The organism is Pseudomonas sp. AG1028, assembly GCF_007993955.1.
Taxonomy (GTDB): domain Bacteria; phylum Pseudomonadota; class Gammaproteobacteria; order Pseudomonadales; family Pseudomonadaceae; genus Aquipseudomonas; species Aquipseudomonas straminea.
On sequence record NZ_VIVP01000002.1, the window covers coordinates 239,190 to 262,681 of the forward strand.

Genomic DNA, 23,492 nt, shown 5'->3' on the forward strand with positions numbered 1-23,492 from the left:
CAATTGGCTAGGCTGTTCTAAACTCCGGGGGGAAGTGCATAGCGCTTCTCCCCGTTTTGCCTTGCGAGGTAAAAGAAATGGATATCGCAGTAAACAGTTTGTCGCCGGTTCTGACCAAGCCTAATGGTTCGCCTGTGTCAGGTGTCTACGCGGCAGCGGGTGCCTCTTCTGAGGCCGTAAATGACAAGCTTGCTCAACGCCAGGGCAAGGTGTCGACGGAAGATTCTGAGCAGACTCACGAGCAGGTGGACAGCGCGATCACGTCCATCCAGAGTTTCGTCCAGAACATCCAGCGCGACCTGAACTTCAGTGTCGATGATTCAAGTGGCAGGGTTGTGGTCAAAGTGACTGATCGCGCCTCCGGCGATGTGATTCGTCAGTTGCCTTCCGAAGAGGCCTTGCGCTTGGCGGAAAGTCTAGAGGAGGCGCGAAGTCTGCTATTCAAGGCCGAAGCCTGAGATGGCGCGATTTTTGAATTAGGGAGCAGGACTGCATAAGTTTGCAAATAAACGTCAATATCGTGACGGAGTATAAAATATGGCTATTGGTGGAGTTCAGACGGGCATCAACTCAGGGTTGCCGATCGGTGATCTGGTCAAGGCAATGGTCGATGCTGAAAGGGCGCCCAAGGAAGCGCAATTGGCGCGCTTGTCTAGCTCGACTACCGTCAAACTAACTGGTCTGGGCAAACTGAATACTGCGCTTGGCGAGTTTCAGACCGCGCTGAAGGATCTCAATAGCCCGGCTCTGTTCGAGAAGCGCACGGCCACGTCCTCCAACACCAGTGCGCTAACAGCCACCGCCGGAAAAACAGCATCTGCTGGCAGCTACCAGGTTGAGGTGAAGAGCCTCGCTTCGTCCAGCAAGGTCGCAACTAAGGCGCTCGACGGTACTTTCACGAGTGGCGGCAGTGACGAGGTATTGAGCGTCAAAATTGGTGAGAGTGGCACCGCTGTCGATGTGAGGATCACTGCAGGTTCTGACCTGGCCAGCATTCGTGACCAGCTCAATACCGCGCTCAAGGATAAGGGCGTAAGCGTCAGCACCATCAATGATCCTGCCACTGGCAAGTCTAGACTGGTATTCAGCGGCAACGAGACGGGGAACGGCAAGGACGTCATCGTTTCCGGCAGTGGTGACCTTGCTGCTCTGAGCGTCGATGGTCGTACCGCGCTCGCAGCGACGGATGCTTCCGCTTCCGGTTATATCGTTCAGGCCGCTAACGCCAAGTTCTCCATTGATGGTCTGGCGCTCAGCAGTCCAACCAATTCGGTCAAGGGAGCCATCGCCGATGTCGATTTTGATTTGCTTGCCACAACCGAGGATGGCAAACCTCTGACCCTCAAGGTTGGTGAGGATAACGCTGGTGTCAAAGCGGGTATCAAGAAATTCGTCGATGCTTATAACAAGCTGATCAATACCACCAACGATCTGACCCGGGTTACCAAAGTCGGCGAGGACGGCACTCCGCTGGTGGGAGGGTTGGTGGGTGATTCGACGGTGCGCAATCTGGTCGGCGGTGTTCGTAATGAATTGGTGAACCCCGTTGGAGGCGATGGTGTAAGGGTGCTGGCCGATCTCGGCATCACTACGCAGAAAGACGGCACCCTGAAAATTGAAGACACCAAACTCGACGCAGCGCTAAAAGACAACTTCGATGCAGTCGGTTCGTTTTTCCTGGGCGATACCGGTTTGATGAAGCGTCTGGACGGGCAGGTGGCAGCATACAGCCAGACGGGCGGGATTCTTTCTCAGCGTATGTCTGCGCTGCAGTCTACCGATGCCGACATAAAAAAACAGACCGAGGCTCTGAAGCTGCGTGTCGAAAGTATGCAAAAACGCCTGCTTGCCCAGTTTAATGCAATGGACTCTCTGGTCGGTCAGTTGAATGGGACCAGCAGTCAGCTGCAAAATACTCTTTCCAAATTACCCGGCGTAGTAAAAACATAGCCAATGGACAGCCCCTCGATATCTACAAAAGCGTCAAGACCAGTCAGGTGGTTACACCTTATCAAGCGGTTAATCTCCTTCTGGACGGCGCCATCGAGCGAATCTCCCTGGCAATCTTGGGGCAGCAACAGGGCAATCCCGGTTTACGTGGTGAAGCGGTAAGCGGCACGATTTCCATCATCGCAGTGTTGCAGTCGAGCCTAGATAAGGAGCTCGGCGGTGAGCTGGCGCAGAACCTCGACAACCTCTACGACTACATCAACCGGCGTTTGGTTGGCGTAGCGCTCGACAAGACGCCTCGTCAATTGGAGGAGGTGCAGCAGCTTCTGACGCAGATCCGTGATGCCTGGAAAGCTATTGGCCCTGAGGTTGAGTCTGGTAGCGAATGAACGGCGTTTCTCTCGTCTGTATGGCTGTTACGCTTCTCCATAGCGCAGTCAATTATTAATCTTCGTTAAAGCTCAGGCCGCTTGTGCCGATATATGAAGTATTCCCGCTTTACACTGGAGTACATCAGCATGAACGCCATGGCCGCTATGCGTCAGTATCAAAACGTCAACACTCAGGCGCAGGCTGTAGATGCCAGCCCGCACCGTCTGATTCAGATGCTGATGGAGGGTGGTCTGACTCGTCTGGCCCAGGCACGTGGTGCCATGGAGCGTGGGCAGTTCGCGATGAAGGGTGAGCTGATCGGCAAGGCCATTGGCATCATTGGTGGTCTGCGGGCTGGTTTGAACCTCGAAGAAGGTGGCGAGCTGGCTGTGAATCTGGATAACCTTTACGACTACATGAGCCGCCGCTTGCTGGAGGCTAACCTGAAGAACAGCGTCGAGCCGCTCGATGAAGTCGCCGATTTGCTTCGCAACGTCAAATCCGGCTGGGATGCAATTGCCTAGTGATTGGCGGGCTGGAAAGGAGTTTTCAATGAATACATCTGTTCAGCGTCTGCAGAATACGGGCACGGCTATGCGTCAGGCATTGTCCACCCAGGATTGGGCGGCTATCGGTGAGCTGGATCTGCAGTGCCGCCAGGCTGTGGAAGATGCCATGGTCGATGCCGCCGAGGATGATGGTGCGCTGCGGGCGCGAATGGAAGAGCTGCTGGACCTCTATAAGGATCTGGTAACTGCGTGTCAGGCCGAGCGCCAGCGCTTGGCCAACGAGCTCGTTCAGTTCAATCAGTCGCAGCAGGGTGCGAAAGTTTATCAGCTGTTTGGCTGAGTCATTCGATAGCCGATATTGTTCTCTGTAGCGTCGCCCTCTATCTCTACGCCTTTTAAGCCAAGTTGCCGAACGCCCTTTGGGGCCTCATTGCAAGTTCCTTTAAATAATCACGCCATAAAATTGACTAAGCGCCAATAATTTACTTTACTGCTGGCTATATGCCGGCGCTCTGGCTGCTGGTGGCTTTTTATCTTTGGGCCGAACAACTATGTGGCGTGAAACCAAGCTTCTGCTAATCGACGACAACCTCGAACGTCGTCGTGACCTGTCGGTGATTCTCAATTTTCTCGGTGAAGACCACCTTGCTTGCGGCAGCAGCGAATGGCGTGACGTTGTGGAGCAAATCGACTCCAGCAGAAGCATTCTTGGCGTCCTGCTCGGTGAGGTGCAGCTTAAGGGGGGGGCGCTTGATCTGCTCAAGCAATTCGCCGCCTGGGACGAGTTCTTGCCGGTGCTGATGCTTCATGAGCATGCCACTACTGACTGGCCAGAGGAGTTTCGCCGCCGGGTATTGGCGACTCTGGAAATGCCGCCCAGCTATAACAAACTCCTCGATTCCCTCCATCGTGCCCAGGTCTATCGCGAGATGTATGACCAGGCGCGGGAGCGCGGTCGGCAGCGCGAACCTAATTTGTTTCGTAGCCTGGTAGGCACCAGTCGTGCCATTCAGCATGTTAGGCAGATGATGCAGCAGGTGGCCGACACCGAGGCCAGCGTGCTGATTCTCGGGGAGTCGGGCACCGGCAAGGAAGTCGTCGCGCGCAATCTGCATTACCACTCCAAGCGCCGCGAAGCGCCGTTCGTACCGGTCAACTGCGGCGCCATTCCCGCCGAGCTGCTGGAAAGCGAACTGTTCGGGCATGAGAAGGGCGCGTTCACGGGCGCCATCACCAGCCGCGCTGGGCGTTTCGAGCTGGCCAATGGCGGAACGCTGTTTCTGGACGAGATCGGCGACATGCCGCTGCCGATGCAGGTCAAGTTGCTTCGAGTTCTGCAGGAGCGCACCTTCGAGCGCGTGGGCAGCAACAAGACCCAGAACGCCGACGTGCGCATCATCGCGGCCACCCACAAGAACCTCGAGAGCATGATTGAGAGCGGCAGCTTCCGTGAGGATTTGTACTACCGCCTCAACGTGTTCCCTATCGAAATGGCGCCGCTGCGTGAGCGCATTGAAGACATTCCGCTGCTGATGAACGAGCTGATCTCGCGCATGGAGCACGAGAAGCGTGGCTCCATCCGCTTCAACTCCGCCGCCATCATGTCGCTCTGCCGTCATGACTGGGCGGGCAACGTGCGTGAGCTGGCCAACCTGGTCGAGCGCATGGCGATCATGCATCCCTACGGCGTGATCGGTGTGGGTGAGCTGCCAAAGAAATTCCGCCACGTCGATGATGAGGACGAGCAACTGGCGGCCAGCCTGCGTGATGAGCTGGACGAGCGTGCGGTGCTGACTTCTTCTGCGCCATCCGTGCTGTCGGCGGCGATGCTGCCTGCCGAAGGTCTGGACCTCAAGGATTACCTTGGCAACCTCGAGCAGGGGCTTATCCAGCAGGCGCTCGATGATGCCGGCGGTGTCGTGGCCCGCGCTGCTGAGCGGCTGCGCATCCGCCGCACCACGCTGGTCGAGAAGATGCGCAAGTACGGCATGAGCCGTCGCGAAGACGAGATGGGCGACGACTGAATCGTCTGGCCTAAATCTCTTAAGGTGGGCCATAGCCCACCTGTCCCCCCCCCCCCCCCGAGCCTTAACGCTCTTGCAGTCAGTCAATTGACGACTTGCTACTCATTAAAATCCTATGTGATTGAAAATAAATGGTTTTATTTTAAGGCATGAGTATTGCTATCTCTCTGGCAAATGACCGCCTTCTGACGGCCCGCCATGTAAGAGAGTGCAATGAAACCAAGCCCGCAGCGTCATGTTTCCCTGGATACCTCATCGCCGATAGGCGCGGAGCGTGGGGATTTGGAGCAGTCGCTGGCCTTGTTCGAGCAGATGTCGAGCCGGCTGGGTAGCTCCTACAGTCTCCTGGAAAATCGCGTCAATGAACTGACTGGACAGCTGGCCCAAGTCAGCGAGCAGCGCGTGCAGGAGCTGAACGAAAAGGAGCGGTTGGCCCACCGCCTGCAAAGCCTGTTGGATCTGCTGCCCGGTGGCGTCGTCGTCATCGATGGCCATGGCGTGGTGCGTGAAGCCAATCCTGTGGCGCGGGACATGCTTGGGGAAGCGCTTCTGGGATGTCTTTGGCGTGACGTGATCGCGCAGCGCTTCGCACCGCGGCGCGACGACGGTCATGAAATTTCTTTGGCCGATGGCCGGCGACTGTCGATATCCACGCGCTCGCTGCAAGGCGAACCCGGCCAGCTGGTGTTGCTGACCGACCTGACGGAAACCCGTCGCCTGCAGGATCAGCTGTCGCGACACGAGCGCCTGAGTGCCATGGGGCGCATGGTCGCGTCACTGGCTCACCAGGTGCGTACGCCGCTATCGGCGGCGTTGCTGTATGCCAGTCACCTGACTGAACAGGTACTGCCGGCCGAGCAGCAACAGCGCTTCGCCGGGCGCCTCAAAGAGCGGCTGCACGAACTCGAGCATCAGGTACGCGACATGCTGGTGTTCGCCCGCGGCGAGCTACCACTGCCGAATCGACTCGGTCCTGCTCAGCTGTTCGAGGCGCTCAGGCAGTCCGGTGAGTCGGTGCTGCAAGGTATCGACGTTCGCTGGCAATGCGATGTTCGGGGCGGCGAGCTGCTCTGTAATCGCGACACGTTGGTTGGTGCGCTGCTGAACCTGGTCGAGAACGCGATCCAGGCGACAGGGCAGGGTGTGCGCCTCAAGGTGCATGCCTACAGGCGCGAATCCACCTTGCGTCTGTGCATCAGCGATGACGGCCCCGGTATCGATGCCCTCACACTGGCGCGCCTGGGCGAGCCGTTCTTCACCACCAAGACTACCGGCACCGGCCTCGGGCTGGCCGTGGTCAAGGCGGTCGCTCGCGCTCACCAGGGCGAGTTGCACCTGCGTTCACGGCCGGGTCGCGGTACCTGTGCCTTGTTGATTCTGCCGCTGATTACCCCAGCGCACCCCACGATTCAGGAGTGACCCATGGCTGCCAAAGTCCTGCTGGTTGAAGACGATCGCGCATTGCGCGAAGCCCTGGCCGACACCCTCGAGCTCGGTGGCCATGATTACCGGGCCGTCGACTGCGCCGAAGCGGCGCTGATCGCCATCGCCCAGGAACCGTTCGGGCTGGTGATCAGTGACGTGAACATGCCGGGCATGGATGGTCATCAACTACTAGGCGCAATCCGCGAACGCCAGCCGCAGTTGCCGGTGCTGCTGATGACGGCTTTCGGTGCCGTCGAGCGTGCCGTCGACGCCATACGCCGTGGTGCAGTCGACTATCTGGTCAAGCCCTTCGAACCCAAGACCCTGTTGTCGCTGGTGGCGCGCCATGCGCTCGGGCGGGCCAGCGAACTGGATCAGGACGGTCCGGTAGCTTGCGAGCCGGCCAGCCTGCAGCTGCTTGAGTTGGCGGCGCGGGTGGCCCGTAGCGACTCCACCGTGCTGATCACCGGCGAGTCGGGGACCGGCAAGGAGGTTCTGGCGCGTTATCTTCATCAGCAGTCTCCGCGTGCCAAGGAGCCTTTCATCGCCATCAACTGCGCGGCAATTCCGGACAACATGCTGGAAGCCACCCTGTTCGGTCACGAAAAGGGCGCATTCACGGGCGCCGTTGCCAGCGCGCCGGGCAAGTTCGAGCTGGCCGAGGGCGGAACCATCCTGCTCGATGAAATCTCCGAGATGCCGCTGGCCTTGCAGGCCAAGCTGTTGCGTGTGTTGCAGGAGCGTGAGGTCGAGCGAGTCGGCGCCCGTAAGCCGATCAGCCTGGATATCCGCGTGCTGGCGACCAGCAACCGTGACTTGGCGGCAGAGGTAGCGGCAGGCCGCTTCCGGGAGGATCTGTTCTATCGCCTTTCGGTGTTCCCGCTGGCCTGGCGACCGTTACGTGAGCGCCCGGCGGATATCCTACCCCTGGCCGAGCGTCTGCTGGCCAAGTACGTGAAGAAGATGAACCTGGCGCCGTTACGGCTCTCGGTCCAGGCGGTCGCCTGCTTGACGGGGCATGCTTGGCCGGGCAACGTTCGTGAGCTGGACAATGCCATTCAGCGCGCGGTCATCCTTCAACAAAACGGCGTCATCGAGCCCCATGATCTGTGCCTGAACGCGCCTATCGGGTTCGCACAGGCAGTTCCTGCGCCGCAATTGGCGGTGGTACAGAGCGCACCGCTGCCGGTCATGCCGGACGCAAGCGTGACGGATGGCGCCTTGGGCGAGGATCTACGGCGCAGGGAATATCAGGTGATCATCGATATCCTACGTGCCGAGCGTGGGCGTCGCAAAGAGGCCGCCGAGCGACTGGGCATCAGCCCGCGTACTTTGCGCTACAAGCTGGCGCAGATGCGTGATGCCGGGATGGATGTCGAGGCTTATCTGTACGCCAGCTAAACCTGGGGTAGCCCGGGTTGAGCGAAGCGATACCCGGTAAGTTTTATAGGCCTTGTGATCGCGCGGTGGGTTACGCACCGCTCCGAGTAAGTAGCGTTCGCCAGGCTTCTGGCCAGCGGCGCTAACCCACCCTACGAACCGCACACTTTCCGACAGCCAATAAAAAACCCGGCCTAATGACCGGGTTTCTTGAATTTGGCTCCGCGACCTGGACTCGACAGCGCAGCTGAACGCGCTTCAGCGCGGCCCCGTAGGAGGGAGCGAAGCGAATAACCTGGGACGCAGTCCCTGGTGAGAGTCCGGCAGGCAATAAAAAACCCGGCATAAAGGCCGGGTTTCTCGAATTTGGCTCCGCGACCTGGACTCGAACCAGGGACCCAATGATTAACAGTCATTTGCTCTACCGACTGAGCTATCGCGGAACAACGACGCGTATCCTACTGATTACGAAGGGGAAGTCAAGCATCTGCCGACTTCCCCTCGCAACTTACAGAATGGCGGCGATGGCCTTGGTTACGACCGGCAGGTTGCGCGTGTTCAGGGCGGCCACGCAGATGCGGCCGGTGCCCACGGCGTAGATGCCGAATTCGCTGCGCAGGCGCTCGACCTGTTCGGTGGTCAGGCCCGAGTAGGAGAACATCCCGCGCTGTTCGGCGACGAAGCCGAAGTCGCGCTTGGCGTTCAGTGCTGCCAGCTGCTCGACCATGGCCAGGCGCATGGTGCGGATACGATCGCGCATCTCGCCCAGCTCGGTTTCCCACATCACGCGCAGTTCTGGGTTGTTGAGCACGGCTGCAACCACGCTGGCGCCATGGGTCGGCGGGTTGGAGTAGTTGGTGCGGATCACGCGCTTGACCTGGGACAGCACGCGGCTGCCTTCTTCCTGGTCTCCGACCACGATGGTCAGGGCGCCGACGCGCTCGCCGTACAGCGAGAACGACTTGGAGAACGAGCTGGAGACGAAGAAGGTCAGGCCAGATTGGGCGAACAAACGTACCGCCGCGGCGTCTTCTTCAATACCGTCGCCAAAACCCTGGTAGGCGATGTCGAGGAAGGGCACATGCTCGCGTTCGCGCACGATTTCCAGCACCGCCTGCCAGTCTTCTGGAGTCAGGTCGACGCCGGTCGGGTTGTGGCAGCAGGCGTGCAACACGACGATGGAGCGCGCCGGCAGGTTCTTCAGGTCTTCGAGCAGGCCGCCACGGTTCACGCCGTTGCTGAAGGCGTCGTAGTAGCGGTAGTTGCGCACCGGGAAACCGGCGGCTTCGAACAGTGCGCGATGGTTCTCCCAGCTCGGGTCGCTGATCGCCACGGTGGCGTCGGGCAGCAGGCGCTTGAGGAAATCCGCGCCGGTCTTCAGCGCGCCAGTGCCGCCGATGGCCTGGGTGGTGATCACGCGGCCTTGCTGGATCAGCGGCGAGTCGTTGCCCAGCAGCAGCTTCTGCACGGCCTGATCGTAAGCGGCGATGCCTTCGATCGGCAGGTAGCCACGTGGCGCGCGAGCGGCGGTCAAGGCCGCTTCGGCTTCGACCACGGCGCGCAGCAGCGGGATGCGACCTTCTTCGTTGGTGTAGACACCCACGCCAAGGTTGACCTTGTCAGGGCGTTTATCGGCGTTGAATGCTTCGTTGAGGCCCAGGATGGGATCGCGCGGAGCCATTTCGACGGCGGAGAACAGACTCATGGGGGCGGCAGCTCTGTGGTGGGGTGAGTATCGAGCAACCCGGCAACTGGATTAGGGGTTGCGCAAGCGGGCCGTTAGTATAGCGGCCCATATTCGGTGTCGCGACAGCGTACATCAGGTATGACGCACGTGTTGTCGTGGCGTCACAGCCTTTGCAGAGGTAATTATGTCCGAGTTTCAACTGGTCACCCGTTTCGAGCCCGCTGGCGACCAGCCCGAGGCGATTCGGCAGATGGTCGAAGGCCTCGAAGCCGGGCTTTCGCACCAGACGCTGCTCGGTGTGACGGGCTCCGGCAAGACCTTCAGTGTGGCCAACGTCATCGCCCAGGTGCAGCGCCCGACGCTGGTGCTGGCGCCGAACAAGACCCTGGCGGCGCAGTTGTATGGCGAGTTCAAGTCGTTCTTCCCGAACAACGCGGTGGAGTACTTCGTTTCCTATTACGACTATTACCAGCCCGAAGCCTACGTGCCGTCGTCGGACACCTTCATCGAGAAGGACGCCTCGATCAACGATCACATCGAGCAGATGCGCCTGTCGGCGACCAAGGCGCTGATCGAGCGCAAGGACGTCATCGTGGTCTGCACGGTGTCGTCGATCTACGGCCTGGGCAGCCCCGAGGAGTACCTGAAAATGGTGCTGCACCTCGACCGTGGCGACAAGATGGACCAGCGCGCGCTGCTGCGCCGCCTGGCCGAGCTGCAGTACACCCGCAACGACATGGATTTCGCCCGGGCGACCTTCCGGGTGCGTGGGGATGTGATCGACATCTTCCCGGCTGAATCGGATCTGGAAGCGATCCGCATCGAGCTGTTCGATGATGAAGTCGAGAACATCAGCGCCTTCGATCCGCTGACCGGTGAGGTGCTGCAACGCCTGCCGCGCTTCACCTTCTACCCCAAGAGCCACTACGTGACGCCCCGCGACACGCTGCTCGAGGCGATGGAGAAGATCAAGGTCGAGCTCAAGGACCGCCTGGACTACCTGCGCGGCGCCAACAAACTGGTCGAAGCCCAGCGACTGGAGCAGCGCACCCGCTTCGACCTGGAGATGATTCTCGAGCTGGGCTACTGCAACGGCATCGAAAACTACTCGCGCTATCTGTCCGGGCGCGACCCCGGTGCGCCGCCACCCACGCTGTACGATTACCTGCCGGCCGAGGCGCTGCTGGTGATCGACGAATCCCACGTCAGCGTGCCCCAGGTCGGCGCCATGTACAAAGGCGACCGTTCGCGCAAGGAAACCCTGGTCGAGTACGGCTTCCGCCTGCCCTCGGCGCTGGACAACCGACCGATGCGCTTCGAGGAATGGGAAGCCGCGTGCCCGCAGACCATCTTCGTTTCCGCCACACCGGGGCCTTACGAAGCCGACCACGCCGGGCGGGTGATCGAGCAGGTGGTGCGACCCACCGGCCTGGTCGACCCGGAAGTGGAAGTGCGCCCGGCGCGTACCCAGGTCGATGATCTGCTCTCGGAGATCAACAAGCGCGTCGCCCTGGAGCAGCGGGTGCTGGTCACCACGCTGACCAAGCGCATGGCCGAGGACCTTACCGACTACCTGGCCGACCACGGCGTCAAGGTGCGTTACCTGCACTCGGATATCGACACTGTTGAACGGGTGGAAATCATCCGTGACCTGCGCATCGGCACCTTCGACGTGCTGATCGGCATCAACCTGCTGCGCGAGGGCCTGGATATGCCCGAAGTCGCCCTGGTGGCGATTCTCGACGCCGACAAGGAAGGCTTCCTGCGTAGCGAGCGCTCTTTGATCCAGACCATCGGGCGCGCAGCCCGTAACCTCAATGGTCGGGCGATTCTCTACGCCGACAACATGACCGGCTCCATGGAGCGCGCCATCGGCGAGACCGAGCGGCGCCGGCAGAAGCAGCTGGCCTTCAACGAGGCTCACGGCATCGTGCCCAAGGGCGTGGTCAAGGACATCAAGGACATTCTCGAAGGCGCCGTGGTACCGGGTGCACGTAGCAAGAAGCGCAAGGGCATGGCCAAGGCAGCCGAAGAGAACGCCCGTTACGAAGCGGAGCTGCGCTCGCCGGCGGAGATCACCAAGCGCATTCGTCAGCTTGAGGACAAGATGTTCGAGCTGGCCCGCGATCTGGAATTCGAGGCGGCGGCGCAGACCCGCGACGAAATCCAGAAGTTGCGTGACCGGCTGCTCGCGGTATGAGTACGGCGGCTCAGCCCAAGGTCTACCTGGCCGGTTTCGACGTGTTCAGGGCCGATGCCATCGAGCGCGGTGAGTACCTCAAGCGCCTGTGCCTCGAGCACGGGCTCGAAGGGCTTTATCCGTTCGATAACGAGGTGGCCGAGGGCCTGGCACCGGCCGATTTGGCGGCTCAGATCTGCCGGCTCAACCTGGCGATGATCCGTGATGCCGATGCCGTGCTGGCCAACCTCAACCCGTTTCGCGGGTTCGAGCCGGATTCCGGCACGGCCTTCGAGGTCGGTGCGGCGGTGGCGCTGGGCAAGCCGGTGTGGGCCTACTTCGAGCCCCAGGGCAGCATGCGCCAGTGGCTGCCCGGTGACGAAAACGGTCGTGACGCCGACGGCTACTTCATCGAGGATTTCGGCCTGCCGCGCAACCTGATGCTGGCTTGCTCCTGGGCTGGCTGCAGCGCCAGTGTGGAGGAGGGCGTTACGGCGCTATCTCACTACCTCAGTGGCGCTTCGCGCGCCTGACGCGTTCTTCGCAGCCCTGCACCGCGGTCCGCTGGAGCCAGCCGGGGCTGGCCTGTTAATATTCGTTCCCTTCGCTTTCTCGCGTCATCCATGGCGCCTGCGCCTGTCGCTCATGCGGTCTGGGTGCGGGGCTAGCCCATGCCATTTTCAGTCTTACTTGCTCGGGACTTTCCATGACCACCGTTCGCACTCGTATCGCTCCGTCGCCCACTGGCGATCCTCACGTCGGCACCGCCTACATCGCCCTGTTCAACCTGTGCTTCGCCAGGCAACACGGCGGTGAGTTCATCCTGCGCATCGAGGATACCGACCAGGTCCGTTCGACTCGCGAGTCCGAGCAGCAGATCTACGATGCCCTGCGCTGGCTGGGCATCGAGTGGAACGAAGGCCCGGACGTCGGCGGCCCTTATGGCCCGTACCGGCAGAGCGAACGTGGCGAGATCTACCGCAAGTACGCGCTGGAGCTGGTCGAGAAGGGCCACGCCTTCTACTGCTTCTGCACCCCGGAAGAACTCGACCAGATGCGTGCCGAGCAGATGGCTCGTGGCGAGACGCCGCGCTACGACGGCCGCGGCCTGCTGCTCTCCGACGAGGACGTGCAGCGCCGCCTGGCAGCGGGCGAGCCCCACGTGATCCGCATGAAGGTGCCGAGCGAGGGCGTCTGCGTGGTGCCGGACATGCTGCGCGGTGATGTGGAGATTCCATGGGATCGCATGGACATGCAGGTGCTGATGAAGACCGATGGCCTGCCGACCTACTTCCTGGCCAACGTGGTCGACGACCACCTGATGAAGATCACCCACGTGCTGCGTGGTGAAGAATGGCTGCCCTCGGCGCCCAAGCTGATCCTGCTGTACGAGTACTTCGGTTGGGAAAAGCCGCAGCTGTGCTACATGCCGCTGCTGCGTAACCCGGACAAGAGCAAGCTGTCCAAGCGCAAGAACCCGACCTCGATCACCTTCTACGAGCGCATGGGCTTCCTGCCCCAGGCGATGCTCAACTACCTAGGCCGCATGGGCTGGTCGATGCCGGACGAGCGCGAGAAATTCACCCTCGAGGAGATGATCGCCAATTTCGACGTACAGCGCGTTTCCCTCGGCGGGCCGATCTTCGATCTGGAGAAGTTGTCCTGGCTCAACGGCCAGTGGATGCGTGACCTGAGCGTCGAGGAGTTCGCCGCTGGCGTGCAGAAGTGGGCCTTCAACAGCGACTACCTGATGAAGATCGCCCCCCACGTGCAGGGCAGGGTGGAAACCTTCAGCCAGATCGCGCCACTGGCCAGCTTTTTCTTCGCAGGCGGCGTGCAGCCGGACAAGGCGCTGTTCGCCCACAAGAAGCTGTCGGACGATCAGGTGCGCCAGCTCATGCAGCTGATCCTCTGGAAGCTCGAAGCGCTGCGCCAGTGGGAGAAGGAACGCATCACAGGCTGCATCCAGGCGGTAGTCGAACACCTAGAGCTGAAACTGCGTGACGCCATGCCGCTGATGTTCGCTGCCGTCACCGGTCAGGCCAGTTCGGTATCGGTGCTCGATGCCATGGAAATTCTCGGCCCGGACCTCACCCGTTTCCGCCTGCGCCAGGCCATCGAGCTGCTCGGTGGTGTGTCGAAGAAGGAGAACAAGGAGTGGGAAAAACTGCTGGCCAGCATCGGCTGATCACCAGTGGTTTGTCGGCCGCTGGTCGCCGTGGGCGGCCGGCAGTCCGCGGTTTGCGGTAAGTGTTTGTTATGTCAGCGAAAAAAAATGCACCAGTGGCTAAAATTTTGTTGACAGGGTGCAGGGGCGCACTTAACATGCGCCCCGTCCTCGAGATGGGGCTATAGCTCAGCTGGGAGAGCGCTTGCATGGCATGCAAGAGGTCGACGGTTCGATCCCGTCTAGCTCCACCAATCTCGGATGCCACAACCGGTTCTAAGGAGCGGGTTGAGTTGTAAAGAAGGGCATTTGCGTCCCCTTCGTCTAGTGGCCTAGGACACCGCCCTTTCACGGCGGTAACAGGGGTTCGAGTCCCCTAGGGGACGCCACTATTTCCAGCTGCAGTGCTCAGGCATTGCAGCCAGACCGCAAGGTTCTGGGGCTATAGCTCAGCTGGGAGAGCGCTTGCATGGCATGCAAGAGGTCGACGGTTCGATCCCGTCTAGCTCCACCAATCCACGACAAGGCCAGCCGAGTGCTGGCCTTGTTCTTCGAAGGTTTCGTCCCCTTCGTCTAGTGGCCTAGGACACCGCCCTTTCACGGCGGTAACAGGGGTTCGAGTCCCCTAGGGGACGCCATTTTTGCCCGCTCTGCGGGATTTTTAAGGGTCACTTCTTACGAAGTGGCCCTTTTGTTTTTGCACGTTCGAAAAGCGCCGGCCGCTCGGAAAGTTTGCCGATGCAGTCCTTGCGTTGCGCAAGGCTTAGCCCCTAAGGTCAGGCTCGTTCCGTTGCCAAGGGAGGCTGCCGCATGAAACTGACTCACACCTCTTCGCCGCTTGAAGCGCTTATGCCGGAGCGTCTGTCGTGACCTGGGACCGCCCCGATCCGTTCACCATCGAACTGGTGGTCGGCAGTGAAGACATCGACGGCCTCGGCCACGCCAACAACGCGGTCTACGTGACCTGGCTGGAGCGCTGCGCCTGGCGTCATTCGCAGTCGCTGGGGCTGGATCTGGTCGAGTATCGGCGCCTGGATCGTGCCATGGCGGTGGTGCGCCACGAGATCGATTACCTGAGCAGCGCCTACGAAGGTCAGGAGCTGGTCATGGGCACCTGGATCGTTGAATCCGACCAGCGCCTGAAGATGGATCGCTGCTTCCAGCTGGTGCGCCCGCAGGATGGCGCCACCTTGCTACGTGCGCGCACCACCTTCGTGTGCATCGAACTCTCCAGCGGCCGGCCCAAGCGCATGCCGGTCGAGTTCGTCGAGGGCTACGGCAGGGCGCTGCTGCCGTCCTGATCCTCAGGGCTGTGGTGCCAGAAACAGCTTCTGCTCCTCATAGACCGCCTGGTAACGCCTGACCTCGCCGGGCTGCAGGAGGGTCGACTGGCTGCTGGCCAGGTCGATCTGGGCGCAGAAGCCTTCGCGCGAAGGCGTCACCACCAGGGTTCGTTCGCCGCTGGGCACATCCAGCGTGACGCTTTCGCCCGCCGGTAACGTGACGACCACCTGCCCGTCGACGCGCAGCTGCAAGTCGCAGGCATTGGGGGCGCTACGGTCGCGACTGATGATCAGCTTGGCCCCAGCAGCAGGGTCGACGGGCACGCCTTCGGAAATCGGCGTAACGGCCAGGGCGCTGGTGGTAGCCAGCAGCAGGGCGAGCGGGGCGCCGCGCAACAAGAGTGTGCTCATGGTGATTCCAGTTCGGAAGTCGGTACTGCAATGGACTGCCGCTGGTGGCGGGTGTTCAGCTGCCGCGCCGCTGGGCTGATGCGCGCCTCGCGGCTACACTACGCGCCGTTTTCCGGCCGACGCCGGGTTTACCCGTTATTCGAGAGTATCGCCATGCAGATCGCCCTGGCGCCCATGGAGGGGCTGGTCGATGAAATCCTCCGCGACGTGCTGACCCAGGTTGGCGGCATCGACTGGTGCGTGACCGAGTTCATCCGCGTCACTGATCGCGTGCTGCCTAGGTCGACCTACCGCAAACTGGCGCCGGAGCTGTTCAATGGCGCCCGCACGGCTGCCGGTACGCCGCTGCGCGTGCAATTGCTTGGCTCCGATCCCAAGTGCCTGGGTGACAACGCCGCCTACGCCTGTGTGCTCGGCGCGCCGGTGATCGACCTCAATTTCGGCTGCCCGGCCAAGACGGTGAACAAGTCCCGTGGTGGGGCGGTGCTGCTCAAGGAGCCGGAGCTGCTGCACGCCATCGTGCGCGAGGTGCGCCGCAGCGTGCCGGCGGCCATTCCCGTCACCGCCAAGATGCGCCTGGGCTTCGATCACAAGGATTCGGCTCTCGATTGCGCCCGGGCGCTGGTCGAAGGGGGCGCCTCGCAGATCGTCGTGCACGCGCGCACCAAGGTCGAGGGCTACAAGCCCCCAGCCCACTGGGAATGGGTGGCGCGGGTGCAGGAGGTGGTCAGCGTACCGGTGTATGCCAACGGTGATATCTGGTCCGTCGAGGACTGGCAGCGCTGCCGCGAGGTGAGCGGCGCCGAGCACTTCATGCTGGGCCGTGGCGTGGTGGCGCGGCCCGATCTGGCCCGGCAGATCGCCGCGGCGAAGGCCGGCCAGGATGCCGGCGTGATGAGCTGGGCTGAGTTACAGCCGCTGTTGGCCGAGTTCTGGCTGCAGGCCCGCCGCAAGATCTCGCCGCGCTACGCCCCCGGGCGGCTCAAACAGTGGCTGGCGATGCTCACGCGCAGCTACCCCGAGGCGGTCGAGCTGTTCGCCCTGGTGCGGCGGGAAACCAATTGCGAGGTCATCGACGCACTGCTGGGCGTGAGCATCGCGCCGGCAGAGGTGAGCACCCTGCAAACGCTCGAGGCTGACGAGGAGGCGCTCAGCGCCCTCCGCTGACGTCGAGCAGCGAGCCGGTGATATAGCTGGCCTGTTCGCTGGCCAACCACAGAATCGCTTCTGCCACTTCCTCAGCCTGCCCGCCGCGGCCCAGCGGAATGCTGGCGGCGACGCGCGCCACCCGCTGCGGCTCGCCGCCACTGGCGTGGATCTCGGTGTCGATCACGCCGGGTCGCACGGCATTCACGCGAATGCCATCGGCGGCGAGTTCCCTGGCCAGCCCTACCGTCATGCTGTCGACCGCGCCCTTGGCTGCGGCATAGTCGATGTACTCTTCGGGCGCGCCGAGGCGGGCGGCAATCGATGACACGTTGACGATCACGCCGCCACGCCCGCCCTGGCGGGTGGACATCCGCGCAATCGCCTCACGGCTGCACAGGAAGCTGCCGTACACGTTGGTGGCGAACACCCGTTGCCAGCGCTCAAGGCTCATGCGCTCCAGGCGCGTCTGCTGCTCGAGCATCCCGGCGTTGTTGACCAGCACGTCCAGGCGCCCCAGGCGGGCGTCGACCTCGGTGAACAGCCGGCGAACCTGGGCTTCGTCCGCCACATCGGCCTGTACCGCCAGCGCCTCGCCGCCCGTGGTCGTGATCGCTTCGACGAGCGCGTCGGCGGCCTCGCGGTTGCGCTGGTAGTTGATGACCACGCGGTAACCCTGGCCAGCCGCCAGCCTTGCGGTGGCCGCACCGATGCCGCGGCTGGCACCGGTGATCAGCATCACCTTGCTCATCGAAAAATCTCCTTTTTCGGTCCCTTGAAATTTTTTCGGCCATCCACATTTTTATCACCGTGGGATGCCGAAGTCGGGTCCCGCACCTTATCACTCGCTGACCAATTCAGGAGATCAACCATGAGCACTGCATTTTCCATGACCCCGCTGTTCCGTCAGTCCATTGGCTTCGACCGTTTCAACGACCTGTTCGAATCGGCGATGCGCAACGAGACCAGCAGCAGCTACCCGCCCTACAACGTCGAGAAGCATGCCGACGACCAGTACCGGATCGTCATCGCTGCCGCCGGGTTCCAGGATGAAGATCTGGATCTACAGGTCGAGCGTGGCGTGTTGACCGTGACCGGCGGCAAGCGCGCAGGCAATGGCAGTGGTGAAAATGTCACCTACCTGTATCAGGGCATCGCTCAGCGTTCGTTCAAGCTGTCGTTCCGCCTGGCCGATCACATCGAGGTCAAGAGCGCCAATCTGGTGAACGGCCTGCTCAATATCGAGTTGGAGCGCCATGTGCCGGAAGAGGCCAAGGCCAAGCGCATCCCGATCGGGGCCGCACGTCCGGCGCTGGAGAACTGATCGCCGTTGCCGGCACACCGGAAAAGGCGCCCTCGTGGCGCCTTTTCCGTTTCAGTGCGGCAGGTGTTGGGCGCCGTGGCTGAGCAGGGCGCGGAAGGCCGTCAGCGGCTGCGGACGGCTGAACAGGTAGCCCTGGTAGCAGTTGCAGCCCTGGCTTTGCAGAAAGTCCAGCTGGCTCTGCTGTTCCACGCCTTCGGCGATGACCTCCAGGCCCAGGCTGAGGCCCAACGCCACCACAGCGCGGATGATTTCCGCGTCGCTGGGGTTGCTGGTGGCGTCGCGTACGAACGACTGGTCGATCTTCAGCACGTTCACCGGCAAGCGCTTGAGGTAGGTGAGCGACGAGTAGCCGGTGCCGAAATCGTCCATGGCGAAACTGACGCCCAGTTTGCGCAGACGATTCATCTTGGCGATGGTGTCGTCGATGTCCTCGATGACGATGCCTTCGGTGATTTCCAGCTTGAGCATGCCCTGGGGCAGTTTGTTCTGGCGCAGGCAATGCTCGACGCGCTCGACGAAGTCGCTCTGGCGGAACTGCCGGGTGCTGATGTTCACGCACAGGCTGAAACGCTCGTCGATAAGGCCATCCTGCAGCAGTCGAGCACAGGCATGGCACGCTTCGACCATCACCCAGGCGCCGACTTCCAGAATCAGCCCACTTTCCTCCAGTACATGGATGAACAACGCCGGCGACTGTTGGCCGAGTGTTGGGTGGGCCCAGCGCAGCAGCGCTTCGGCGCCGATGATCTGGTCGGTACGGGCATCCACCTGGGCCTGAAAATACAGCTCGAATTCACCGCGGCTCAGGGCCGTGCGCAGTTCGTTTTCCAGGCGCAGGCGCTCGCTGGCAGCGTGCTGCATGGAGCTGTGGAACAGCTGGATGACGTTGCGCCCCGAGTCCTTGGCGCGGTACAGGGCGATGTCGGCGCGCTTGAGCAGATCGGCCGGGGTCTGGCCGTGATCGGGAATCAGGGCGATGCCGATGCTTGGCGTGACCTGCAGGCGATGGCCCTCGAGCAGCATGGGCTCGCTGAGCAGGATGCGCAGCTTTTCCGCCGCCTGCCCGGCGTGGGCGATGACCTGTTCGCGGGTGCCCTCCAGGCCGGTCAGCAGTACCACGAATTCATCGCCACCCAGGCGCGCCACGGTGTCTTCTTCGCGCACGCTGACTTCCAGGCGGGCGGTGATCAGCTTGAGTACGGCATCGCCGAACGGATGGCCGAGTGAATCATTGATGTGCTTGAAATGGTCGAGGTCGAGAAACAGCAGGGCGCCGCGCAGATTGTGGCGCTGCAACAGGGCAATCTGCTGGGTCAGGCGGTCCATTAGCAGGGCGCGGTTGGGCAGGCTGGTCAGCGGGTCGTGGTAAGCCAGATGCTGGATCTGTTCCTGGGCGGCCTTTAGCTCGCTGATGTCACGGGCGGTGACCAGCAGGCATTCGGTGCCATCCAGCTCGATGGGCTCGAAGGACACTTCCACTTCCAACGGGTTGCCGTGGCGATCACGGGCATTCATTTCCATGCGTCGGATATGGCCTTCGTCGTTCAGGGCATCGAGCAGGCGCTGGCGCTCCGCCGGATTCGACCAGATGCCGATCTCGGTCGTGGTATGTCCAATCACTTCCTCGGCGCTGTAGCCGGTCAGGCGGGTGAAGCCGTCGTTGATCTCGATGTAGCGGCCGGTTTCGCGGGTGGTGATGGTGATGGCATCGGGACTTGAGTGAAAGGCCTTGTAGAACTTCTCCTGGCTGGCCTTGAGCGCCGATTCGGCGCGCTGCTGCTCGGTGATGTCGCGAAACTTGCTGAGTACGCAAGGTTGGCCGGCCAGTTCGAGGCGTCGGCACGAGACGATGCAGTTCATCAGCCTGCCATTTGGGTCGAGCAGGTCGATGCGTTCGTCCTCAAGATCGGTGCCGGTGAGGATTTTGCCGCGCAGCGGCGAGTCCGCCGGCAGCCCCTGCCAGGGGGCGATCTTGAAAATATTGCGCCCGGCGGCTTCTGCCGGCCGCCAGCCGAATGCCTGGGTGAACGCCGGGTTGACCTCCAGAATCCTACCCTCCGGCAGTGTGGTAACGCAGATCGGGTCGGGGCTGGCCTGGAAGACCGTGGCGAATTTGCGCTCAGAGGCTTGCAGGCGTTGTTCTCGCAGGGTGCGTTCGCTGGTGTCGATCATCACGCCGGTCATGCGCAGCGGCTGGCCATGTGCGTCGCGGTACAGCCTTGCCTTGCTTTCCAGATAATGGGTCTGGCCGTTGCCGTGTACCGTACGGTAGGTGACCTGGGAGTCCTGGCCGTTATCGGGCAGCAGGTCGCGATAGGCTTGGCGCAGGCCGTCAAGATCCTGCTCTGGAACATGGGCGAAGAAATCCGGAAAGGGACCTTGGAAGGTTGCATCCGGCAGGCCGTGCAGCATGGCTGCGCGGGGCGAGGCGAACATGGTATTGCTGGGGATGTGCCAGTCCCAGGTGCCCAGTTCGGCCGACTCGAGCGCCAGGCGCAGACGTTCCTGGCTATCGGCTAGTGCCTGCTCCTGTGCCCGTTGGCGGGTGATATCGCGCACCACGCCGAACATTCGGTTCTGCCGGCCCTCGCCGACCTGCAGGCTGCCGGTGATCTCGATCCAGTGCAGGCTGCCATCCGGCCAGCGGATACGGTGGCGGATGGGTGCGGCGGTAGGTGAGCCGTCGATCACTGCCTGAAACAGACGCAGCACCTCGTCGCGCTCTTCTTCGGGAATCAGTTCGATGTAGTTGACCGGATCACTGAGGGGGCGGGTCGGATCCAGGCCGAAGACCTTCTGGGCGCCACGTGACCAGCTAACCTCGCCGGTATCGAGGTTCCAGAACCAGGCGCCGAGGCCAGCACCATTGAGAGCGGCCAGCAAATGTTGGCTGTCACGCCAGGTTTTTTCGAACTCGGCTGGATCGAGCACCGGTACGTGGGGCAGTGGTGGGCGTTTGTCGTTTGAGTTGCCCATGACCCTTTCCTCTACGGAGCCTGGCAATGGTGGCGGCCGGGCTATCGGCAAGTTCGCCGCAGGCATACCGGCAGATGGCCGGTATGGGTGTCACGTTAGCTGCTGCCCAGGCGCTAAGGCAAGACTGTCGCGATGGCTGTCGAGCAGTTGCATGAAGGCCCGGGCGGCATTCGACAGGGTGCGTTCGGTGTGCACGATATAGCCAAGCTGGCGCGACAGCTGGATGTCCGGCAAAGGCAGACGGAAAACCTGATCATCAAGCATGGTGCGTGGCAGCACGCTCCAGGCCAGACCAATGGACACCATCATCTTGATGGTTTCCAGGTAGTTGGTGCTCATGGCGATGTTTGGTATCAGGTCCTCGGCTTCAAACAAGCGCTGCACGATATGGTGGGTAAAGGTGTTACCGCCGGGAAATACCGCCGGGTGTAGGGCCACATCGGCTAGCGTCACGCCCGTGCCCTGGGCCAGCGGGTGTTCGGGGGCGGTGACGAAATCAAGCGGGTCGTCCCACACCGGCACCGCACGCACCGGGTCGCGGGTGTCCGGAGCCAGGGTGATCACCGCCAGTTCGGCGCGGCCATGGAACACCTCGTCATAGGCCACTTCCGAATCGAGAAACTGGATGTCCAGTGCGACCTGCGGATGTGCGCGGGTAAAGGCGCGCAACAGCGGCGGCAGGCGGTGCAGGCCTATATGGTGACTGGTGGCCAGCGTCAGTCGCCCGGTGATCTCGCCGTTGAGGTTGGTCAACGCCCGGCGCGTGTCCTCCAGCACGTTGAGAATCTGGTAGGCGCGCGGCAGCAGGGCACGGCCCGCTTCGGTCAAGCTCACCTCGCGGCCCAGGCGGTCGAACAGGCGCACACGCAGTTGCTGCTCGAGGCTGGCGATGCGTTTGCTCACCGCCGGCTGGGTCAGGTGCAGGCGTATGGCGGCCTCGGAGAAGCTGCCGAGTTCGGCGATGGCAATAAAGGCATTGAGCGTGGCGAGATCCATGGGCGTTTCCGGCTGCGATCGGGACGGTAGAAGGCGATCCTATAGTAATTCCACTCAGGAATCATCTGGATGAAAAATATGAATTTGAGTTATTCTCCAGCCACGCATAGCATTCTCCCCATAAGCCAAAGGGCTATTGCCCAGGCATAGAAAGGACACCTCTACTAAAGGCAAGCGATGAAGGCGCTGCAGTTTTTAGACGTGCCCGAAAGACCGATGAGGACCAGGCTGATGGCAGGCAAGACGCTCTACGACAAGTTGTGGGAAATGCACGAAGTGAAGCGACGCGACGACGGTTCGTCGCTGATCTACATCGACCGCCACATTCTTCACGAAGTGACGTCGCCCCAGGCCTTCGAAGGCCTGCGCCTGGCGAGCCGCAAGCCGTGGCGCATCGATGCCAACATCGCAACGCCCGACCACAACGTGCCGACCACCCGCGCCGAGCGCCTCGGTGGCCTCGACGCCATCGCCGATGAAGTCTCGCGTATTCAGGTCAAGACCCTGGACGAGAACTGCGACGACTTCGGCATCCTCGAATTCAAGATGAACGACGTGCGCCAGGGCATCGTCCACGTGGTCGGTCCGGAGCAGGGCGCCACCTTACCGGGCATGACCGTGGTCTGCGGCGATTCGCACACGTCCACCCATGGCGCTTTCGGCGCGCTGGCCCACGGCATCGGCACCTCGGAAGTCGAGCACGTGCTCGCCACCCAGTGCTTGGTCGCCAAGAAGATGAAGAACATGCAGGTGCGCGTCGAAGGCAAATTGCCGTTCGGCGTGACCGCGAAGGACATCGTTCTGGCCGTGATCGGCAAGATCGGTACTGCCGGTGGCAACGGCCACGCCCTGGAGTTTGCCGGCAGCGCGATCCGCGACCTGTCGCTGGAAGGGCGCATGACCATCTGCAACATGTCCATCGAGGCTGGTGCCCGCGTTGGTCTGGTGGCGGTGGACGAGAAGACCATCGCCTACGTCAAGGATCGCCCGTTCGCGCCCAAGGGCGAGCACTGGGAGCAGGCCGTGGCGGTGTGGCGTGATCTGGTGTCCGATGCCGATGCGCAATTTGACACCGTGGTCGAGCTGCGTGCCGAAGACATCAAGCCACAGGTCAGCTGGGGTACCTCGCCCGAGATGGTCTTGGCCGTCGACCAGAACGTGCCGGACCCTGCCTGTGAAAGCGACCCGGTGAAGAAGGATTCGATCACCCGCGCCCTGAAGTACATGGGCCTGGCTGCCAACCAGCCGATCACCGACATTCAGCTCGATCGCGTGTTCATCGGCTCGTGCACCAACTCGCGTATCGAAGACCTGCGTGCGGCCGCCGAGGTGGCCAAGGGCCGCAAGGTCGCCGCCACCGTCAAGCAGGCGCTGGTGGTGCCGGGCTCCGGCCTGGTCAAGGCCCAGGCGGAGAGCGAAGGGCTGGACAAGATCTTCATCGAAGCCGGTTTCGAATGGCGTGAGCCGGGCTGCTCCATGTGCCTGGCGATGAACCCGGACAAACTCGGCAGTGGCGAGCATTGCGCCTCGACCTCCAACCGTAACTTCGAAGGCCGTCAGGGCGCCGGTGGTCGTACCCACCTGGTCAGCCCGGCCATGGCCGCCGCTGCCGCGGTGACCGGCCGCTTCATCGATGTGCGCGAATTGATCCAGGCCTGAGGAG

The 23,492-nt window shown here is 61.9% G+C and carries 20 protein-coding genes and 5 tRNA genes; 19 read left to right on the plus strand and 6 right to left on the minus strand.

Annotated elements, in window-relative coordinates; translation table 11 throughout:
* Positions 1 to 77 precede the first annotated feature (77 nt).
* The 8 genes from FB481_RS04085 to FB481_RS04120 all read left to right on the plus strand — a co-directional run bounded on the left by FB481_RS04085 (position 78) and on the right by FB481_RS04120 (position 7,681).
* Complete coding sequence (locus tag FB481_RS04085) at positions 78 to 458, plus strand: flagellar protein FlaG (protein WP_147175164.1); 381 nt, start codon at positions 78 to 80, stop codon at positions 456 to 458.
* Positions 459 to 537: 79 nt separating this feature from the next.
* Entirely contained in the window at positions 538 to 1,950 is a 1,413-nt protein-coding gene (fliD, locus tag FB481_RS04090; protein ID WP_178109832.1) for a flagellar filament capping protein FliD, read from the plus strand.
* Entirely contained in the window at positions 1,947 to 2,339 is a 393-nt protein-coding gene (fliS, locus tag FB481_RS04095) for a flagellar export chaperone FliS (RefSeq protein WP_147175165.1), read from the plus strand. Before fliD ends, fliS (FB481_RS04095) begins: the two co-directional genes overlap by 4 nt.
* Before the next feature lie 129 nt (positions 2,340 to 2,468).
* The gene (fliS, locus tag FB481_RS04100) at positions 2,469 to 2,846 is read left to right on the plus strand and encodes a flagellar export chaperone FliS (RefSeq protein WP_147175284.1); all 378 of its coding nucleotides are present in this window, start codon (positions 2,469 to 2,471) and stop codon (positions 2,844 to 2,846) included.
* 28 nt (positions 2,847 to 2,874) lie between these two features.
* The gene (locus FB481_RS04105; RefSeq protein ID WP_075931053.1) at positions 2,875 to 3,171 is read left to right on the plus strand and encodes a flagellar protein FliT; all 297 of its coding nucleotides are present in this window, start codon (positions 2,875 to 2,877) and stop codon (positions 3,169 to 3,171) included.
* A gap of 211 nt (positions 3,172 to 3,382) precedes the next feature.
* Positions 3,383 to 4,855, plus strand: a complete 1,473-nt coding sequence (locus tag FB481_RS04110) for a sigma-54 dependent transcriptional regulator (RefSeq protein WP_147175166.1) — start codon at positions 3,383 to 3,385, stop codon at positions 4,853 to 4,855.
* A gap of 213 nt (positions 4,856 to 5,068) precedes the next feature.
* Entirely contained in the window at positions 5,069 to 6,274 is a 1,206-nt protein-coding gene (locus tag FB481_RS04115) for a PAS domain-containing sensor histidine kinase (RefSeq protein ID WP_147175167.1), read from the plus strand.
* A 3-nt stretch (positions 6,275 to 6,277) separates the two neighbouring features.
* Positions 6,278 to 7,681, plus strand: coding sequence for a sigma-54 dependent transcriptional regulator (locus tag FB481_RS04120; protein ID WP_147175168.1), 1,404 nt, complete (start codon positions 6,278 to 6,280; stop codon positions 7,679 to 7,681).
* Between the two features lie 346 nt (positions 7,682 to 8,027).
* Here the strand turns inward: FB481_RS04120 and FB481_RS04125 are convergent.
* A tRNA-Asn gene (locus tag FB481_RS04125) sits at positions 8,028 to 8,103 on the minus strand.
* Between the two features lie 65 nt (positions 8,104 to 8,168).
* Entirely contained in the window at positions 8,169 to 9,365 is a 1,197-nt protein-coding gene (locus FB481_RS04130) for an amino acid aminotransferase (protein ID WP_147175169.1), read from the minus strand.
* Between the two features lie 166 nt (positions 9,366 to 9,531).
* Between FB481_RS04130 and uvrB the strand changes: the two genes are divergently transcribed.
* The 8 genes from uvrB (at position 9,532) to FB481_RS04170 (ending at position 14,994) form a co-directional block, all read left to right on the plus strand.
* On the plus strand, positions 9,532 to 11,547 hold the full coding sequence (uvrB, locus tag FB481_RS04135; protein WP_147175170.1) for an excinuclease ABC subunit UvrB: 2,016 nt from the start codon (positions 9,532 to 9,534) through the stop codon (positions 11,545 to 11,547).
* Complete coding sequence (locus FB481_RS04140; RefSeq protein ID WP_147175171.1) at positions 11,544 to 12,059, plus strand: nucleoside 2-deoxyribosyltransferase; 516 nt, start codon at positions 11,544 to 11,546, stop codon at positions 12,057 to 12,059. Before uvrB ends, FB481_RS04140 begins: the two co-directional genes overlap by 4 nt.
* A gap of 173 nt (positions 12,060 to 12,232) precedes the next feature.
* Entirely contained in the window at positions 12,233 to 13,714 is a 1,482-nt protein-coding gene (gltX, locus tag FB481_RS04145; RefSeq protein ID WP_147175172.1) for a glutamate--tRNA ligase, read from the plus strand.
* A 157-nt stretch (positions 13,715 to 13,871) separates the two neighbouring features.
* Positions 13,872 to 13,947: transfer RNA gene (locus FB481_RS04150), tRNA-Ala, on the plus strand.
* A 59-nt stretch (positions 13,948 to 14,006) separates the two neighbouring features.
* Positions 14,007 to 14,082, plus strand: a tRNA-Glu gene (locus FB481_RS04155).
* 49 nt (positions 14,083 to 14,131) lie between these two features.
* Positions 14,132 to 14,207 (plus strand) — tRNA-Ala (locus FB481_RS04160).
* A 48-nt stretch (positions 14,208 to 14,255) separates the two neighbouring features.
* Positions 14,256 to 14,331 (plus strand) — tRNA-Glu (locus tag FB481_RS04165).
* Positions 14,332 to 14,559: 228 nt separating this feature from the next.
* Positions 14,560 to 14,994: a thioesterase family protein gene (locus FB481_RS04170; RefSeq protein ID WP_147175173.1), complete on the plus strand. Its 435-nt coding sequence runs from the start codon at positions 14,560 to 14,562 to the stop codon at positions 14,992 to 14,994.
* Positions 14,995 to 14,997: 3 nt separating this feature from the next.
* Here the strand turns inward: FB481_RS04170 and FB481_RS04175 are convergent, their stop codons facing one another.
* Positions 14,998 to 15,387, minus strand: coding sequence for a hypothetical protein (locus FB481_RS04175; protein WP_147175174.1), 390 nt, complete (start codon positions 15,385 to 15,387; stop codon positions 14,998 to 15,000).
* Between the two features lie 153 nt (positions 15,388 to 15,540).
* Between FB481_RS04175 and FB481_RS04180 the strand changes: the two genes are divergently transcribed.
* Complete coding sequence (locus FB481_RS04180) at positions 15,541 to 16,554, plus strand: tRNA-dihydrouridine synthase (protein WP_147175175.1); 1,014 nt, start codon at positions 15,541 to 15,543, stop codon at positions 16,552 to 16,554.
* Here FB481_RS04180 and FB481_RS04185 read toward each other — a convergent pair.
* Positions 16,538 to 17,284, minus strand: coding sequence for an SDR family oxidoreductase (locus FB481_RS04185; protein ID WP_147175176.1), 747 nt, complete (start codon positions 17,282 to 17,284; stop codon positions 16,538 to 16,540). The two genes, FB481_RS04180 and FB481_RS04185, sit on opposite strands and share 17 nt — an antisense overlap.
* A 120-nt stretch (positions 17,285 to 17,404) precedes the next feature.
* On the opposite strand from FB481_RS04185, the gene FB481_RS04190 reads away from it, so the two are divergent.
* Positions 17,405 to 17,857, plus strand: coding sequence for an Hsp20 family protein (locus FB481_RS04190; protein ID WP_147175177.1), 453 nt, complete (start codon positions 17,405 to 17,407; stop codon positions 17,855 to 17,857).
* A gap of 51 nt (positions 17,858 to 17,908) precedes the next feature.
* Here FB481_RS04190 and FB481_RS04195 read toward each other — a convergent pair whose 3' ends face one another.
* Both FB481_RS04195 and FB481_RS04200 read right to left on the minus strand, forming a co-directional pair.
* Entirely contained in the window at positions 17,909 to 20,833 is a 2,925-nt protein-coding gene (locus FB481_RS04195; protein WP_147175178.1) for an EAL domain-containing protein, read from the minus strand.
* A 90-nt stretch (positions 20,834 to 20,923) separates the two neighbouring features.
* Entirely contained in the window at positions 20,924 to 21,829 is a 906-nt protein-coding gene (locus tag FB481_RS04200) for a LysR family transcriptional regulator (protein WP_093502070.1), read from the minus strand.
* A gap of 231 nt (positions 21,830 to 22,060) precedes the next feature.
* Here FB481_RS04200 and leuC point away from each other — a divergent pair, with 231 nt between their 5' ends.
* Positions 22,061 to 23,488 carry a 3-isopropylmalate dehydratase large subunit gene (leuC, locus tag FB481_RS04205; RefSeq protein WP_093502068.1) on the plus strand — a complete coding sequence of 476 codons (1,428 nt, stop codon included), beginning with the start codon at positions 22,061 to 22,063 and terminating at the stop codon, positions 23,486 to 23,488.
* The last annotated feature ends 4 nt before the right edge of the window (positions 23,489 to 23,492 follow it).

What these genes read in the sequence shown, in the direction of transcription:
- uvrB (WP_147175170.1), top strand. Translation starts at nt 9,532, where the DNA reads ATGTCCGAGTTTCAACTGGTCACCCGTTTCGAGCCCGCTGGCGACCAG.
- FB481_RS04105 (WP_075931053.1), top strand. Translation starts at nt 2,875, where the DNA reads ATGAATACATCTGTTCAGCGTCTGCAGAATACGGGCACGGCTATGCGT.
- fliD (WP_178109832.1), top strand. Translation starts at nt 538, where the DNA reads ATGGCTATTGGTGGAGTTCAGACGGGCATCAACTCAGGGTTGCCGATC.
- leuC (WP_093502068.1), top strand. Translation starts at nt 22,061, where the DNA reads ATGGCAGGCAAGACGCTCTACGACAAGTTGTGGGAAATGCACGAAGTG.
- FB481_RS04200 (WP_093502070.1), bottom strand. Translation starts at nt 21,829, where the DNA reads ATGGATCTCGCCACGCTCAATGCCTTTATTGCCATCGCCGAACTCGGC.
- FB481_RS04190 (WP_147175177.1), top strand. Translation starts at nt 17,405, where the DNA reads ATGAGCACTGCATTTTCCATGACCCCGCTGTTCCGTCAGTCCATTGGC.
- FB481_RS04115 (WP_147175167.1), top strand. Translation starts at nt 5,069, where the DNA reads ATGAAACCAAGCCCGCAGCGTCATGTTTCCCTGGATACCTCATCGCCG.
- fliS (WP_147175284.1), top strand. Translation starts at nt 2,469, where the DNA reads ATGAACGCCATGGCCGCTATGCGTCAGTATCAAAACGTCAACACTCAG.
- FB481_RS04120 (WP_147175168.1), top strand. Translation starts at nt 6,278, where the DNA reads ATGGCTGCCAAAGTCCTGCTGGTTGAAGACGATCGCGCATTGCGCGAA.
- FB481_RS04180 (WP_147175175.1), top strand. Translation starts at nt 15,541, where the DNA reads ATGCAGATCGCCCTGGCGCCCATGGAGGGGCTGGTCGATGAAATCCTC.
- gltX (WP_147175172.1), top strand. Translation starts at nt 12,233, where the DNA reads ATGACCACCGTTCGCACTCGTATCGCTCCGTCGCCCACTGGCGATCCT.
- FB481_RS04140 (WP_147175171.1), top strand. Translation starts at nt 11,544, where the DNA reads ATGAGTACGGCGGCTCAGCCCAAGGTCTACCTGGCCGGTTTCGACGTG.
- FB481_RS04195 (WP_147175178.1), bottom strand. Translation starts at nt 20,833, where the DNA reads ATGGGCAACTCAAACGACAAACGCCCACCACTGCCCCACGTACCGGTG.
- FB481_RS04175 (WP_147175174.1), bottom strand. Translation starts at nt 15,387, where the DNA reads ATGAGCACACTCTTGTTGCGCGGCGCCCCGCTCGCCCTGCTGCTGGCT.
- FB481_RS04185 (WP_147175176.1), bottom strand. Translation starts at nt 17,284, where the DNA reads ATGAGCAAGGTGATGCTGATCACCGGTGCCAGCCGCGGCATCGGTGCG.
- FB481_RS04130 (WP_147175169.1), bottom strand. Translation starts at nt 9,365, where the DNA reads ATGAGTCTGTTCTCCGCCGTCGAAATGGCTCCGCGCGATCCCATCCTG.
- FB481_RS04085 (WP_147175164.1), top strand. Translation starts at nt 78, where the DNA reads ATGGATATCGCAGTAAACAGTTTGTCGCCGGTTCTGACCAAGCCTAAT.
- FB481_RS04110 (WP_147175166.1), top strand. Translation starts at nt 3,383, where the DNA reads ATGTGGCGTGAAACCAAGCTTCTGCTAATCGACGACAACCTCGAACGT.